The 14,299-nt window shown below is 42.5% G+C and carries 13 protein-coding genes; 1 reads left to right on the forward strand and 12 read right to left on the reverse strand.

The features are described from left to right. Positions 1-29: 29 nt before the first annotated feature. The 8 genes from AB3N61_RS13530 to AB3N61_RS13565 form a co-directional block, all read right to left on the reverse strand. A complete protein-coding gene (locus AB3N61_RS13530; protein ID WP_367897834.1) occupies positions 30-980 on the reverse strand; it encodes a class I SAM-dependent methyltransferase in 951 nt (316 codons plus the stop codon). Beyond that, positions 977-1,636 (reverse strand): D-alanyl-D-alanine dipeptidase, encoded by a 660-nt coding sequence (ddpX, locus tag AB3N61_RS13535; RefSeq protein WP_367897835.1) that lies wholly within the window; start codon positions 1,634-1,636, stop codon positions 977-979. The genes AB3N61_RS13530 and ddpX overlap by 4 nt, the downstream gene beginning before the upstream one ends. Positions 1,637-1,895: 259 nt before the next feature. Further along, positions 1,896-2,450: a C40 family peptidase gene (locus AB3N61_RS13540; protein WP_020770377.1), complete on the reverse strand. Its 555-nt coding sequence runs from the start codon at positions 2,448-2,450 to the stop codon at positions 1,896-1,898. Between the two features lie 72 nt (positions 2,451-2,522). Continuing rightward, positions 2,523-3,467: an alpha/beta fold hydrolase gene (locus AB3N61_RS13545; protein ID WP_020770311.1), complete on the reverse strand. Its 945-nt coding sequence runs from the start codon at positions 3,465-3,467 to the stop codon at positions 2,523-2,525. 18 nt (positions 3,468-3,485) lie between these two features. Then, entirely contained in the window at positions 3,486-4,286 is an 801-nt protein-coding gene (locus AB3N61_RS13550; protein ID WP_367897836.1) for an SDR family NAD(P)-dependent oxidoreductase, read from the reverse strand. Continuing rightward, complete coding sequence (locus AB3N61_RS13555) at positions 4,283-5,131, reverse strand: metal-dependent hydrolase (RefSeq protein WP_367897837.1); 849 nt, start codon at positions 5,129-5,131, stop codon at positions 4,283-4,285. Before AB3N61_RS13555 ends, AB3N61_RS13550 begins: the two co-directional genes overlap by 4 nt. 44 nt (positions 5,132-5,175) lie before the next feature. Next, positions 5,176-6,129, reverse strand: a complete 954-nt coding sequence (locus AB3N61_RS13560) for a M24 family metallopeptidase (RefSeq protein ID WP_367897838.1) — start codon at positions 6,127-6,129, stop codon at positions 5,176-5,178. Positions 6,130-6,206: 77 nt separating this feature from the next. Continuing rightward, positions 6,207-7,301: an AraC family transcriptional regulator gene (locus tag AB3N61_RS13565; protein WP_367897839.1), complete on the reverse strand. Its 1,095-nt coding sequence runs from the start codon at positions 7,299-7,301 to the stop codon at positions 6,207-6,209. A 127-nt stretch (positions 7,302-7,428) separates the two neighbouring features. On the opposite strand from AB3N61_RS13565, the gene AB3N61_RS13570 reads away from it, so the two are divergent. Continuing rightward, positions 7,429-8,712, forward strand: a complete 1,284-nt coding sequence (locus AB3N61_RS13570) for a citrate/2-methylcitrate synthase (RefSeq protein WP_036090046.1) — start codon at positions 7,429-7,431, stop codon at positions 8,710-8,712. A gap of 364 nt (positions 8,713-9,076) precedes the next feature. Here the strand turns inward: AB3N61_RS13570 and AB3N61_RS13575 are convergent, their stop codons facing one another. The 4 genes from AB3N61_RS13575 to dusA form a co-directional block, all read right to left on the reverse strand. Further along, positions 9,077-10,060: a cytochrome-c peroxidase gene (locus tag AB3N61_RS13575; protein ID WP_367897840.1), complete on the reverse strand. Its 984-nt coding sequence runs from the start codon at positions 10,058-10,060 to the stop codon at positions 9,077-9,079. Positions 10,061-10,169: 109 nt separating this feature from the next. Beyond that, a complete protein-coding gene (locus AB3N61_RS13580) occupies positions 10,170-12,011 on the reverse strand; it encodes a 7TM-DISM domain-containing protein (protein ID WP_367897841.1) in 1,842 nt (613 codons plus the stop codon). A 128-nt stretch (positions 12,012-12,139) separates the two neighbouring features. Further along, on the reverse strand, positions 12,140-13,081 hold the full coding sequence (locus AB3N61_RS13585; protein ID WP_367897842.1) for an MBL fold metallo-hydrolase: 942 nt from the start codon (positions 13,079-13,081) through the stop codon (positions 12,140-12,142). A 47-nt stretch (positions 13,082-13,128) separates the two neighbouring features. Continuing rightward, positions 13,129-14,178 (reverse strand): tRNA dihydrouridine(20/20a) synthase DusA, encoded by a 1,050-nt coding sequence (dusA, locus tag AB3N61_RS13590; protein WP_367897843.1) that lies wholly within the window; start codon positions 14,176-14,178, stop codon positions 13,129-13,131. Between the last annotated feature and the right edge of the window lie 121 nt (positions 14,179-14,299).

Here is a 14,299-nt window from a genome sequence, read left to right on the forward strand (position 1 = left end):
CAACAAACCCGAATTCAATTTGCAGTGGCCTACTTTCTCATCTTCCAGACAAACCGGATCTTCTCATTCCGAAAATCTTCCGGATGAGTTTGTTTCGTAATATCCTGAATATCTTCCCAAAGAAGTTCATCCGTATCCAATTTGAATTTTCTAAAATTCGTGGAGAAAAAAAGGATCGCACCAGGTGCGGAAAAATCCCTATAGATAGAATTCAATAAAAAAGAATAATCTCTTTGCACATCGAATATATCCTTCATCTTTTTACTATTAGAGAATGTAGGAGGATCTACCACGATAAGATCGTATTGAGTTCTTTTAGGATTGGTTCTTTCTCTCTTCAGCCATTCCGTAATATCTTCTCTGATAAACTCATGTTCTTCGGGAGAAAATCCGTTTAGTTCAAAGTTTTCCTTGGACCAATCCAGATATTTTTGGGAGAGGTCCACACTTGTGATTTTTTTCGCGCCGCCGTCAGCAGCATAAACGGAGAACGCACCGGTATAAGAATATAAATTTAATATATTCTTCCCGGAGGCCTCTTTTCTGAAAAGATCGCGAGTCGTTCTGTGATCCAAAAAAAGGCCCGTATCCAAATAATCGCTTAGATTGACCTTGAACTTCAATCCGCCTTCATTTACTTGGATGGATTTTTCTTGAGTGTCGAACTTTTCATATTGGAGATTGCCCTTTTTTCGTTCTCTGGTTTTCCAAAACAAATTTTCAGGAGCAAGTTGAAGAATTTCGATTATAAAATTGCGGATGGAATTTCGTTCCGATTCTCTCTCATCTTCTGACATCGGATAGGAATTCAAGTATTCGGAAACTAGGCAGTAATTTTCGTATAAGTCGATTGAGATCGGGACCTGAGGAATATCGCGATCATAGACCCGAAAACAAGTGATCCCCCTTCTCCTCGCCCATTTTTTCCAATGTTTGGACATCCTGGTCAAACGATTGGAGAACATTTCTAAATGTTTCATTTCTCCCAAAGTTTCGGATCCACCTCTACTAAGGGATAAACTTTTGCATCCCCGTCGTTATAATGCCACCATTCGGAACTGATCTGTTTAAATCCATGCTTTGTCAGAATTCCAACAAGAACCTCCAGATTTTTAGAAACAACCGGTTCCAAGTCTTTGCGAAAGGGAGAAGCTTTGTATGTGAATTCGTCGTAAGCGCTTGGCATTTCCAATTCTTTTCCTCTCGAATCTATAAGTGTGAGATCAACTGCTCCACCTCGATTATGAACGGAGCCTCCTTTAGTAGGATTTCCTACGTATCTTGGATTTGGAACTTTCTCCCATAAGATCTTTTGTGCATACGGAGGGCGATAGCCGTCCCAGATCTTAATCCTGTATCCATAACTTTGGAATTCGGAGTTGGCAGCCTTCAATTTTTCTGCAGTCTCTTTTCTAAGTAAACAAGTTTGGAAAGGATAGATAACTGAGCCGGTAAAATTATTCGAAGTAGAATAACGTAGATCGATCTCTATATTCGGATCTATATCTTTTATGTTCACTAATCCTTTTTCGATCCTTAAGGAAGGTTTAACTTCTTCTAAATTTGGGACAGGAGATTTTTGGCAATAGAAGAAGTTAAGCAGAAGTAAGATCGGACCGAAACTGCGGACTCTCATGCAGGAGTTGATTTCGGTCCTTCTGCTCTGATTGTCAAGGACTTCAGGATCGAAGCGACTATAGCCCGTTTCATAAAGGTAGTTATCGACCAATGACAAAGTCACGGGCTTCAGGAGCGAAGCGACTATAGTCCGTTTGAAAAGGCAAATTATGGACCAATAATAAAGCCGCGGGCTTCAGGAGCGAAGCGACTATAGTCCGTTTGAAAAGACAAATTATCGACCAATAACAAAGTCGCGGGCTTCAGGAGCGAAGCGACTATAGTCTTCCGGCAAATACGAATCTAGTTTTGTAATAGTTCTCATCCAAAGAATTGACGGTTACACCTTTGACCACAGAAGCGTGTACAAACTTTCTATCTTTAAGATAGACTCCAACGTGGCTGATCTTCTCGCCGTATATATTAAAAAATACTAAATCTCCCTCTTGCAGATCGGATTCGGGTATTTTTTTAACCTGTTTGGAAATGCTTTCGGAAGACCCTGTGATCGTTTTGGAATACGCTTTTTGCACCAACTTGGCGGCAAGACTGGAGCAGTCTATCCCGGACTCGTTTTTGCTGTTGTCTTTATGAGGAGTGCCGATCCAACGTTGGGCTTCCTTAAACAATTCCAAATTACTTTTGGGATCGATCTCTAATTTCCAAGTTTCGGAAAAGTAATTTTGGACTTCCTTCTCAGAAAATGATTTTGCCTGGTCTGCGACGAGGACCAAAGCGAAAAAAGGTATGATCAAAAAAGAAAGCGATCCTAAATTTGGAAGAACTTTCTCTTTCCATAAAACTAGAATTTTTTGGACTCCGTTCAAGATCATGCTTATCTGACCCTTTTCGAACGGATCCGGTTTCTTTTTTTCTAGTTCGAAGCAATTACAATTTTGCGTTTCTCAGCCGATCTCCCACACAAATTCTCTGATTTTTTCACTGACCACATCAGGGATCGTTCTTTGGATCCAGTGATTGCTATCGTACGTATATTCTCGATAGGAATCGCAAATCCTTTCATGAAGTCTATATAACTCCGGTCGGATCGCAAAATCTTTGAGCGGAATTAGAACTTGGACCGGCACCTTGATATGTTTCGGCTCCGGATACGTTTCCCCTCTAAGCAACTCTCTATACAAATTCACATTGGAGACGGTGGTCGCTACAATCTCTTCCTTGGATTTATTTCTAAGGATATCATTCTTAGGAACGCCTCCGGAATTCATCGTATACTTCCAGAAAAATTTACTGAAAGTCCTCCAGATCCATTCAGGAACGAAAGGAATTTGGAAATATAGAATGTACCAAGATCTTTTAAGTTGAGAAAGTGCCTTGTACAAAGAGATCGGATTTCCGGAAAAAGCCATTTGAAAAGCGCTCCTCTTCCCTAATACCGGATGCGGTCCGCCCATAGCAGTATAGGATTTTATCCAAACCGATCTTTGCTCGTCAGCAACAAATGCCCAACTGATCAAAGATCCCCAGTCATGAGCGACAAGATGTACAGGTTTATCGTTTCCGATGAACCGGATCACTGCTTCCAGATCTTCGAATATTCTACGAACATTATATGCTTTTTGTTTTTTGGGCTTATCCGATTTTCCGGAACCTCTGAGATCGAGAGCGGCTACATTATAATCCTCTTTTAAGGATTCCATCTGGTAGGACCAGACCCTATGATCGTCCGGATATCCATGAACGAATAAGACGGTCGGCCTGTTCGGTCTTTCTTTGGCTGTATGATTGTATTTTACATACAAAGAAACATCACCGTTCTGAACGAAGGTTTCCGTCCAAACTTCCGCCTTTTCCTTTTTTACTCCATTTTCCAGTTGGGTAGCCGCCATATTTTCGCCTCTTACTATTTAAGAAAATTTTTGTCCGAGTCTTTCCATTCCTCTTAAAAAACCGGGAGACAGTCTCGTCAAAAAGCGCAGTAACTTCGCGGTAAAACCCGGGAAGACATGCATCTTCTTTTTTTCAATCCCTCTCACTATGGCTCGAACCACCATCTGCGGACTGTCTACGATCAAAGGAGGAACTACTTTAGGTTTATCCGTTCCGAATTGCTGAGAATGTAGTATGTTTGTATTTGCAAAAAAAGGATACACGTTAGTCGTATATATCCCCTGGTGTCTATAACCGGAATCCAACGCTTCTCCCAAGGCCCTGATCCCGAATTTGGATACGGAATAATATACCAATTCACCGGGGGCAGTGATCCCGGCACAGGAAGATAGATTTACGATCTGTCCGTATTTTCTTTCCAACATTGCAGGTAAGAATAAACGAGAAAGATAGATTGGAGCGTATAAGTTCACGTCCAAGATCAATTTCCATTTGTCCATAGGAACATCCAGTAATCTTCCGCCGAAAGCCAAACCTGCGTTATTGACTAATATATCTATCTTAGGTTGGATCTTGATCGCTGCTTTATAAGCTTTTTCGCAACCTGATTCGCTGCTTAAATCCGCAGCAAAACTTCCGAGTATTTTACCGGGTACAGGTTTGGAATTTTCCAAATAGAATTCAGGTTTTGTTTCAGGCGCTTTCATATCCGTAAGCACTAGATTGGCGCCTTTCTTTAACAGTTGTTTGGTTAATTCTTTCCCAAAACCACCGCTTGCTCCGGTGATTAAAATATTTTTCCCGCTTAATCTGCTCATGCAATTTCCTTGTATTTATGCTCTGGGGATTCGAAGATCACTCTACTCAATTCCAGATTATCTTCTTGTTCCGGATGAAACCCGGGACGGAAGTATCTGAAGAATGCACCCGCCGCATGAAAGAAGACCTTTTCGTCTATAAAGATAAAACGGAAAGCATCTTTTCTGGTTTTCCATTTAAAAGTAAGTCCCTCTTGCCAGAGAAGGATTTCCGCACCTATAAATGTTGCCGCCCAGAACACGATAGTCACTCCGAGGAAAGTGATCATTCTTCTGAAATAATTTCCGCTGATATCCAAGAATACATCGTAAGCCGCAGATTTGTGTTCTATCTCTTCCGCTGCATGCCATTCCCAAAGGCGTTTCATTTCGGATTCCGCTTGGTCTAAGGCCTTGATCTGCAAGCCTATCGTCGCTACCAGAGAAGTATAATGCTCCGCCCCGGCTGTCGCCGCCAAACAAGACTTAGCTGACATGATCTTTTCCACGAAATTTACGAAGAAAGAATTCACAAAATCGGTGAATGTTTTGATCTTAAAGCCTTGGTCTTCCAGTATTTTCCAGGTCTTTTTATGTTCTCCCGCATGTTGCGCTTCTTGGCCCATAAATGCTTTTGCGTTCCTAAGGACTCTTGGATCCTTAATATTTGGTAGAAATTTTTGTATACTTCTAATAAAAAATCTTTCTCCGTCCGGGAAAAACAATGTCCAGGTATTCAGAATATGGGTTTTATATGCTGAACCGTCCATCCAATGTTTGCTCGTGCCGTTCTCGCTAAATTCGAATTTAGGTTTTCTGACCGGATAAAAATGAAAATCCTTATCCTGTAAAATTTCGCTGCTCATAATAAGCCTTCTAATAAAATATTAAAATTCTTGAATGTATTTCACTAAGCCGGGACTTTTTGTTTCTTAACTGCAGGCTTAGAAGGGGACTTTGGTTTTTTCTTTTCCTTCCAAAGGCGAACATGAGGAAGATCCTCATCCAGCCAATACGCAGTCGAATCGGTAACCACTAAGATCTCCTCCCATTTTGCACCGAACGATTCAGACTCTTTTGCGCCGTTATAGATTTTACCTATATGCGGTTCTACCGCCCAGAGCCCGGGTTCCGCTCTGAAGTCGGAACCTTCTCCCCATAATGGCGAGTGCCCGGAAACTCCTGGGATCAGATCTTTGATCATTTGTGGAAATAAATAGGCGAATGTTTGGAACGGAAATCCGTTCACTCTTCCGCCTGGGAGATTATAAGCCGGGAGTCTTCCCACCTTATGCCCTAAAACTCCCTGGGGATAAATGGAATGGCAGTTAACGTATCCGGAAGCACGGATCCTTGCATCCACTTCCAAATAGATCTCGGATAAGGTTCTTTCTTCCAAGACCCTTCTTAAAATTAATTCTCTGTATTCTTCTAAATTTGCGAGCGCCTTGTCGTGTTCCGGATTTTTCCCGAAAGAAAATGCGTATCCAACGTCTGCGGCTCTTCCTGCAAACGTAGGAGCAACGTCCAGGATCACAGCCATACCTTCTTCCAATCTGCGGTTGGAAGGTTGGAACTTTCCGCCAAAATGGGGAAGTAAACCTTCTCCATTTCTTAAATAATTCAGAGAGAGTGGACGTTTGAATCCTCTGAATGCGGTCCGATCTCCGAACCATGCAAACCCATAATGGAAGAAGGATGTGCCACCTGCATTTCGGATATAGTCGTCTATCTTACGGGCCGCTTCCTTTTCGGTGATCCCCGGATACAATTCCTTGCGTACGGATTCCACCGCTTCGTAAGCCAAGGCTTGCACTTTGCGGTAAGATTCTAGTTCTTCTTTAGGATATGTTTCACGGGACATCGGTCTCTTCTCCTTCCTTGCGGAATCCGACAGGAAGGTTTTATCCTAACCGATATGTGAAAAACAATCGTCCGAACTTATAGTTTGCTACCCTTTTTTCTCCATTCCAAAGGAGTCATTCCGGTGATTTTCAAGAACTGGGCGTTAAATGTGGACTTTGTATTAAAGCCTACATCATAAGCGATAGAGAGAACAGTGCGGTCCAAATCCTCTAATAGCAGTGCTTTAGCCTCTTCTACCCGAAATGAATTCAAGAATTCGTTGAAGTTTTTGCCGTAGGTTTCGTTTAAAATGCGGGAAAGTTGGTGGGGAGAGACCAATAGTTTTTCGGCAAAGTCCTGGATTTTCAGACTTTCTTCTTTGTATATTTTATCGACCTCGACCAATTCCTTGATGCGGGAATGAAGATGGTCCAGATCCAATCCGTTCAGTTGGGTCCTTTCGTATCTTTTCTGTTGGATCTCCGACTTCAAAGAAATGAAAAAATTCGGATACCTTGCGGAGAATAAAAACACAAGAACGATCCCCAAAGTCTGGAAGCTAGAACCTGCCGCTAACAGAAATTGGTTCTTCAAAAAATATCCGAACCAACAAAGTTGTATCGTGGTAAACACTACGATCAGGATCGTATAAACCAAAGAAGAAAGCGGAATCTCAGTTTCCTTAGAAGCCTTTCTGAACAATACCCAAAGAAAGATGGAATACACCGTCTGGTGGATGGAACCGAAGATTGTGACCCCAGTCAGAATATCCACCTTGGATCCGAACATCGCATTTCGGATATACTCTTTGATCTCTTCTGCAGGCAGAATGATATAAGCTGTTAACTCGCCTAGCAAGAGTAGAATGGCCGGGATAAAATGTTTTCCGATCCGGATCTCTCTGTCCAAGGCAAATTGGACCATATTTCTTGAAACCAAAAGTAAAGTAGGACCCACGGCCCAGACTGCAGGGAAGAATGCCGGCCAAAACCATATATGATCCGCGGCCCATGGTAGCAAACCTAAGCCCAATCGACTCTCTACCAAGGCAAGAATGACAGCGAGATAGAAGATCCCGCCGGGTATCGCATTTTCCCTTTTTTTAGCGAGTTCCATCGCCGCGAGAAGTAGACAAAGTGCGGTCCCAAATTGGATCCAAAAATGAAGAAAAAAACCGGGCAGATGCTCCAAAACAAAATTCCTTCGAAACTTCGGGTGAGTAAATCTAAGGCGAAAGTTTTGTCCAGCCGAAAGGGAAAATTGCAGTCGGCGCCAAGGAAGGTTTGACTATTGCACCCTTCCCTTGTTTCCTATCGGTATGAGCGATTTCGTAGAGTTGAAATTCGGAGACCAAGTCCACCGCCTTCCTGTAATCACCGGAACGGACGGAAATAAAGGAATCGATATTAGGGATTTGCATACTAAGACGGGACTAACATCTTACGATCCAGGTTTTTTTAATACAGCGTACGCCCAGAGTAAAATTTCCAGAAGAGATCCTCTCACCGGAGATTTACAATACAGAGGCTATGATGTCGCGGAATTAGTGCATTATTCCACTTTTGTAGAGACTAGCTACCTGCTGATTTACGGAGATCTTCCTAACGAAAAGCAGCTGAAAGAATTCTCCATGAAACTTTCCAAACATAGTTTGATCCACGAGGATATGATCAATCTATTCGACGGTTTCCCGGGAAGAGCTCACCCTCTTGCGGTACTTTCCGTAATGGTTTCTTCCTTATCCAGCTATTACCAGGACGAATACGAAGAATATCTGGATAGAGGCATCGACCAAGCAGCCAGACTTTTGGCGAAGATCAGAACGATCTCCGCATTCTCCTACAAAAAAATGATAGGGCAACCTTTCGTTTATCCGTTGGATCGTCATCCGTATTGTACGAATTTCTTATATATGCTTTTTTCCATTCCGTCGGTCAAATATCAACCTTCGGAAGAACATGATAGGATCCTGAACCAGCTTTGGATCTTGTACGCGGATCATGAACAGAATGTTTCCAATACCACCGTCCAGTTGATCGGTTCCACTCAGGCAAATATATTCGCATCCGTTTCCTCGGCGATCAACGCGCTTTGGGGCTCCAGAGAAGGCGGAAGACAAGTAGCAGCGGTAGAGCTTATCGAAGATATTATCAAATCCAAACTTTCCGTTCCGGAATTTTTCGAAAGATTCAAAAAGGGAGAATCCCAACTTCACTCCACCTGCTTCGGTCACGATGCATACAAGGTAAAGAGCAAACGTTCTACCATCGCCCAAAAACTATTCTCCGAATTTTATAAGCAGAAGAAATTGGATCCGATCGCAGAGATCGCTCTACAAGTGGATGATTTCGTAAGTAAAGATCCTTTTTATCTGGAAAAAAATCTGTATCCGAACTTGGAGTTCTATAGTGCGATCCTATTCCATAGTTTAGGAATTCCTAAAGAACTTTTTACAGCAATGCAGGCGATCGGTAAACTTCCGGGTTGGCTGGCTCACTGGAGAGAACAAAGGATCGGCGTGAACTCATCTCATAAGGTACGTCCTCGTCAGATCTTTACGGGAGAAACTCACAGAAAGTACAAACAGATCCTGGAAAGATAATCCTCCTTTTCAAAACCTCAGTCGCAATCGAATTGATCACATACTAAAACTGCACAAACGATTGCACTTAGGTTTTGCGGATCTCCCGGATCGTTTAATTTTGTGCAAACTGCCAAGTACACCCCCGGGTGAGATCATCCTCTCTCGACTCCTTCTTCATTTTTTGATCGTTGCCCAAATAAGAGCATTGAAAAAGAAGAAGTGCGCAAACCCAGAAACTTCTCATATAACATCCAAAAGGCGATTGATCTTATAGCCGAAATCTCTTTTAACTCTGTGTCTCCAAAAACAAAAAAAAACCGTCTCCTTTCGGAGCCGGTCTGAATAGGTTTCAATTCTGTAAGTTCGTTGATCTAAGATCTAATTAATTAGACCGATTTTTATCCGATAATGCCTTCAGGAAAGATACTATAGAATCCACCTCTTCGGAGGAAAGCTCTTTTCCAAGCTGCAAATATGCCATTTTTTTCACCGCTTCCGGTAGGGTTGCCACCTTTCCATCATGGAAATAAGGAGCGGTTAAGGCAATATTTCTAAGAGACGGAACTTTGAAGAAATACTTTTCAGCATCGTTCTTAGTAATAGCAGATCTTCCGACGTCAGTCGTATTCTCGTACGGGTTCACCTGTCCTAGTTTGCGGAAGCTATTTCCGCCCAACAAAGGACCGTTATGACATTGGATACATCCGGCGCTTAAGAAAGTCTCTAATCCCTTCTGTTCTTCCGAAGTTAAAGCCCTATGATTTCCAGCCTGGAACTCATCGAAACGGTCTCTGGTAATCAAGGTTCTTTCAAAAGCAGCAATCGCCTCTGCCAAATTGTCATAAGTGATTTTTTTATCCTGATCCGGGAATGCTTTTGCAAACAGATCCACATATTCAGGAATTTCGGAGAGTTTTTTCTCCACAGCTGCTTCGGAAGGCATAGCCATTTCCACCGGGTTTAAGATCGGGCCTTTTGCTTGCGCCTTTAGGTCTGCCGCTCTTCCGTCCCAAAATTGGACGAAATGAAATCCGGCATTCAGAGAAGTCGGAGAATTCCGATCTCCGTTTTTCCCGAGAGCTCCCGGAGAAGTCGGAAGATTATCCACTCCTGCCGACTTACCCAGAGTTCCATGGCAGGAGCTACAGGATTGTGAATCGTTGATAGAAAGACGTTTTTCGAAATAAAGTTTTTCGCCTAAAGCAATCCTAGCCGGAGTATCCTTTTCCGAACCAGGCATTTTTTCCGGAAGGATCCCGAAGGAGGTCTTCGCGTCTTGCATGAGCTGTTTTGTTTTCTCGGATGGCCCGCATGCCGAGACAAGAGCCAAAATTAGGCCCAAGTACAGTATTCGTGTTTTCTTCATTTTTCATCACCACAGATTAGAATCATTCTAATCTTGTGTAGGATCTCGCGCGGAGAATTAGAGACAACTCTTTTTCGAAAGAATCCAATCACTTCTCCGAAAAATTCAGTTACGGATGCAATCTAAGCTCGAATTCGAATTTACCAGGCTCACTCAATAGGAAAAATCTTGCTCCTAATTTTTCCGCCCTTACTTTTAGGTCCGCTTCTAAAATGGAAGAAGGTTCTTCTTTGGTTTCCGCAACTCCAGTGGTCTGTACCCTAAGTAATATAGAATCTCCTTCTTTTCCCCAAAAAATTTTAGATTCTCCGGACCTTCTCGCCCCTATCTTTACGGCATCGGAGAAGATCCTCTGGACCTGAAGGCATTCGTCTATCCTCAAAAACTGAGACACTTTTTGGATCTCTGAATGAGAGAATAACGGGTTTTTCTGAACGAACTTTCTCATCTCTTCTTCCACTAATTCCTCTTTTCCACCCTGGTGGTGCATTAGGTCCAAAATATCCCGGACCCCGGAAAGAGTTTGGTTTAGTTCGTTTTTGAGTTTAGAAAGGGATTTATCCGAACTTTCTTTGGACTCCAATTGATCGATCAGAGAATGAAATCCTTTGTCCACGGATTGGTCCACCAAGGCGGCATACTTTGCCTTTTCCTCGGCGTTCAATCGGAGTTGTTCGTTATATTTGGATTGTAATTCCGCGAATGTCTCCGCCTTCTCCAGATCTTTAGTAAATCTTAATGATATAATATAAGAATTGAATGCTATAAATCCGACGAGTGCAGCCGGGAAACTATAAGGGATGAGAAAGTAAACTTCGTACAATCCCCAGATGACATCGTTCACCATAGAAATTGCTAGTATCATACCCGAAAGAAACACGGTCCTCGCTCTATCTTCCTTCTGCCACCAAGCATATCCTAATGCGGCTAACAGCACCAAAGTATAAAATGGAGGCAGATGCATGAAGAAGGAATATAGATAGATAAGTTCTTCTTCTCCTAATACGAACACGGATAGGACGAAAATGAGCATGGTGCTCATTAATATCGCCATCCATCTGGCTCCGAACTGTTTCGGATACATCGTTTTCAGGATCAAATACACGGAAGGCACCAGACTCGCTTCGCAGAAATATTCCATTCTGATCCGAAGATCCAAACTCAGCTCAGGTGTAAGAAAATATTGAAGTCCGGAAGTCACGAAGGAATAGAATGCGACTAAAAAGCAGAATAACGCGAAAAATAGCGGCACCAAGTCCTTTCTATATGATGCGAAGAAAATGAGATGATACAAACCGACTGAAAAAATAATGGCGACTAAAAGTGTCTCCCAGATAAAATCCTGTACCACTTTTGACTTCAGATTATCCAGATCTCCGATCAGAAACGGATTGCGGATCCCACCTTTTAGGAAATTTCCCCTATAATTCGAAACGTTTACGATTAGTTCCGTATCCAGGGAATCTAATGGATAGATCTGAGTATTCGGATGAGCCAAAAACTCCGTATCCGCCCGGCCGGTCCCATTAATCCCATTGGCAAAGATCAATCGTTTTCCGAAATATACGGAATAGACTCCCGGGATCCTAGGAACATAAATCCCTAAATTTTTTTCTTCCGGAGATTTACGGATCTTTAATCTATAGGAACCATGTCCTTGCCAGGTAAATTCTGACGAATAATCCCTCCAAATCCCCGGGACCGGAAAGTATTGGCCGCTCTCCACATAACCCGTATTAGGTGAGTAAAGATTTCCCCAACTGAATTCCCAATCTCCTTTGAGGGGATAAATTTCTCCCCAAGGACTGACTGTACTCATATCTATACTTCCTTTGTACAGTACAGGAACCTTTTCGGAAGTTTTGGGAGAGCAAGCGGTTAAAAGAAAGAAGGCACAAAGAAGGATTACTAAGTTTCTTTTTTTTTCGAATTCATCCGAAGTTAAGCCCACAAGTATATTCAAAAAACCCGGAACGGGGAAAGCAAATGAAAAACTTCACCTAAGAGATACTAGACTATTTTGGAGCTTCATTACTGAAATTTAGAAGAATTATAAATAGATACTTAAGGGATGGGAATTTATTTTTTATTCTTTCGAGATCTTTCTATTTTAAATGCAATCCCTTGCGCATTGATCTGAGAATCAAATCCGATAAATCTTTCTTCCTTCTCACCAAAGGGTAAGTGTCGGATACGGATTTGGTCTTCTAAATAAGAACGAACTCTACCCTCGCAGAATGCAACCAAGGATTCTCCCTCCAAACTTGTCTTTTCCGCGGAGAGTAAGATGTTTTTCATAACGTTAAGACCTTCTTTCATTTGAGAAGCGCCCAAAGAGATATCTTCCCAGACTCCGAAGTGAGTGAGGTAAGCCTTATCCGCACCCGTTGCGAGGATCTTGTCTATGGAAAGAATCGCTTCTTCCGGATCAAAGTCTGTCGGAGTTGTGGATGGGAATAACAAAGAATCCTGTCCTTTTCTAAATAATGTATAGCCTATTCCGAAAGTATCTCCTGTAAAAATCCCGTTCGTTAAAGGATCATAAATACAGAAATGATGGTTCGCATGTCCTCTTGTATGCAAAAATCTGAATGTTCTTTTTTGCCAGGCCAGTTCCTCTCCGTCACTCATAGTACGTACACGATCACTAGGCACGGGAAGTATTTCCCCGTACAACTTGTAATAATTCTCTTCTCCGTATACCTGAATGGAACTTTTGATCAAACGAGTCGGATCTATTATATGGGGCGCCGCTTTCGGATGGGCCAGTACCGTCGCATTGGGACAAAGAGAAACAAGTTTTCCCGTTCCTCCCGCATGATCCAAGTGAACATGGGTGATGATAATATAATCCACGGACTCAGGAGTAAGCCCTTCTTCTTTTAAAGCTTCCAATAAAAGTGGGACCGCGTAATTCGTATTATTTTCTACGAATGTAGCCCTGTCTCCATCGACGATCAGATAAGCGCAGGCGAGTCCCGCTTCTACATATCCGCAATCTATGGTTCGAATCGTGTCCAAAAGTTTCTCCGCAAATATTCTGCAGTTTTTAGACGAGTGTTCTCCGATTAAACCACCGGTTGAACTGTCTCTTTAGCCTCGATTTTCGGATTTCCTAATTTACGATCAAGATATTCGGCGGAGATGGACTCCAAAGCTTCTAAAAGTAATTTAGGTCCCGGGTTGGAATGCATTTTTTCCGTCAGGATCCTACGATAGGAGCGAGCGCCTCTGATCTCATGAAAAGCACCAAGTAAATGTCTTAAGATACGGCTCGGTTTTTCACCTTCTGCAGTTTGCGAAGAAACATATTCCTGCATGGACTCGAAGATCTCTCTGCGACTTACGTGTAAAGTTTCCACCCCGAAAAATTCGCAATCCACGTCGGAAAATAAAAAAGGATTTTCGTATGCAGCCCTTCCGATCATAACTCCGTCCACTTTGTCCAAATGAGAGCGTATCTCCGGAATGGATCTGACACCTCCGTTCAATTCTATGACAAGATCCGGAAAATTTTTTTTAATAGAATATACATCCTCGTAACGTAACGGAGGAACAGTTCTGTTTTGAGCGGGACTTAGGCCCTCCAATATTGCGATTCTTGCATGTATTGTGATCCTTCTTGCGCCTGCTGCACTTACTGTTTTCACGAATTCATGCAAATCTTCTAATGTTTCTTTTCCTCGAACACCGATACGACATTTGACTGTGACAGGGATAGAGGTTTTAGAATCCATTTCCGAGATACAATCAGCTACACGATCCGGGTCCTTCATCAAACAGGCTCCGAAATTTCCTTCTTGTACTTTATCGCTCGGACAACCAACGTTCAGATTGATCTCGGAGTATCCGTATTCTTCCCCAATTCTCGCACATTCCGCGAGTTGAGAAGGGTTGTCTCCGCCTAATTGCAAGGAAAGTGGGGATTCTTCAGGAGAAAAACGTAAAAATCTGTGTTTATCTCCTCTCAGAATGGCACCGGTGGTCACCATTTCAGTATAGAATAGGGAATGTTTAGTGATCAGTCTTAAGAAAAAACGAAAATGCCTGTCCGTCCAGTCCATCATCGGGGCTACGGAAACAGGATAAAGGATCGGCTGTTTTTTTTCGAAAGACATATACTTCGACTAATACGATCCTCGGTTTTCGACGTGAGCAGTCAAGCCCCATGAAATGGACTTGGTTTGATTTCCGACCAATTCATTTTGGTTCTGGACGATGGATTCTAAGAGACTAAAT

Origin of the sequence: Leptospira sp. WS58.C1 (assembly GCF_040833995.1) — a bacterium.
Lineage (GTDB): Bacteria > Spirochaetota > Leptospiria > Leptospirales > Leptospiraceae > Leptospira_B > Leptospira_B cinconiae.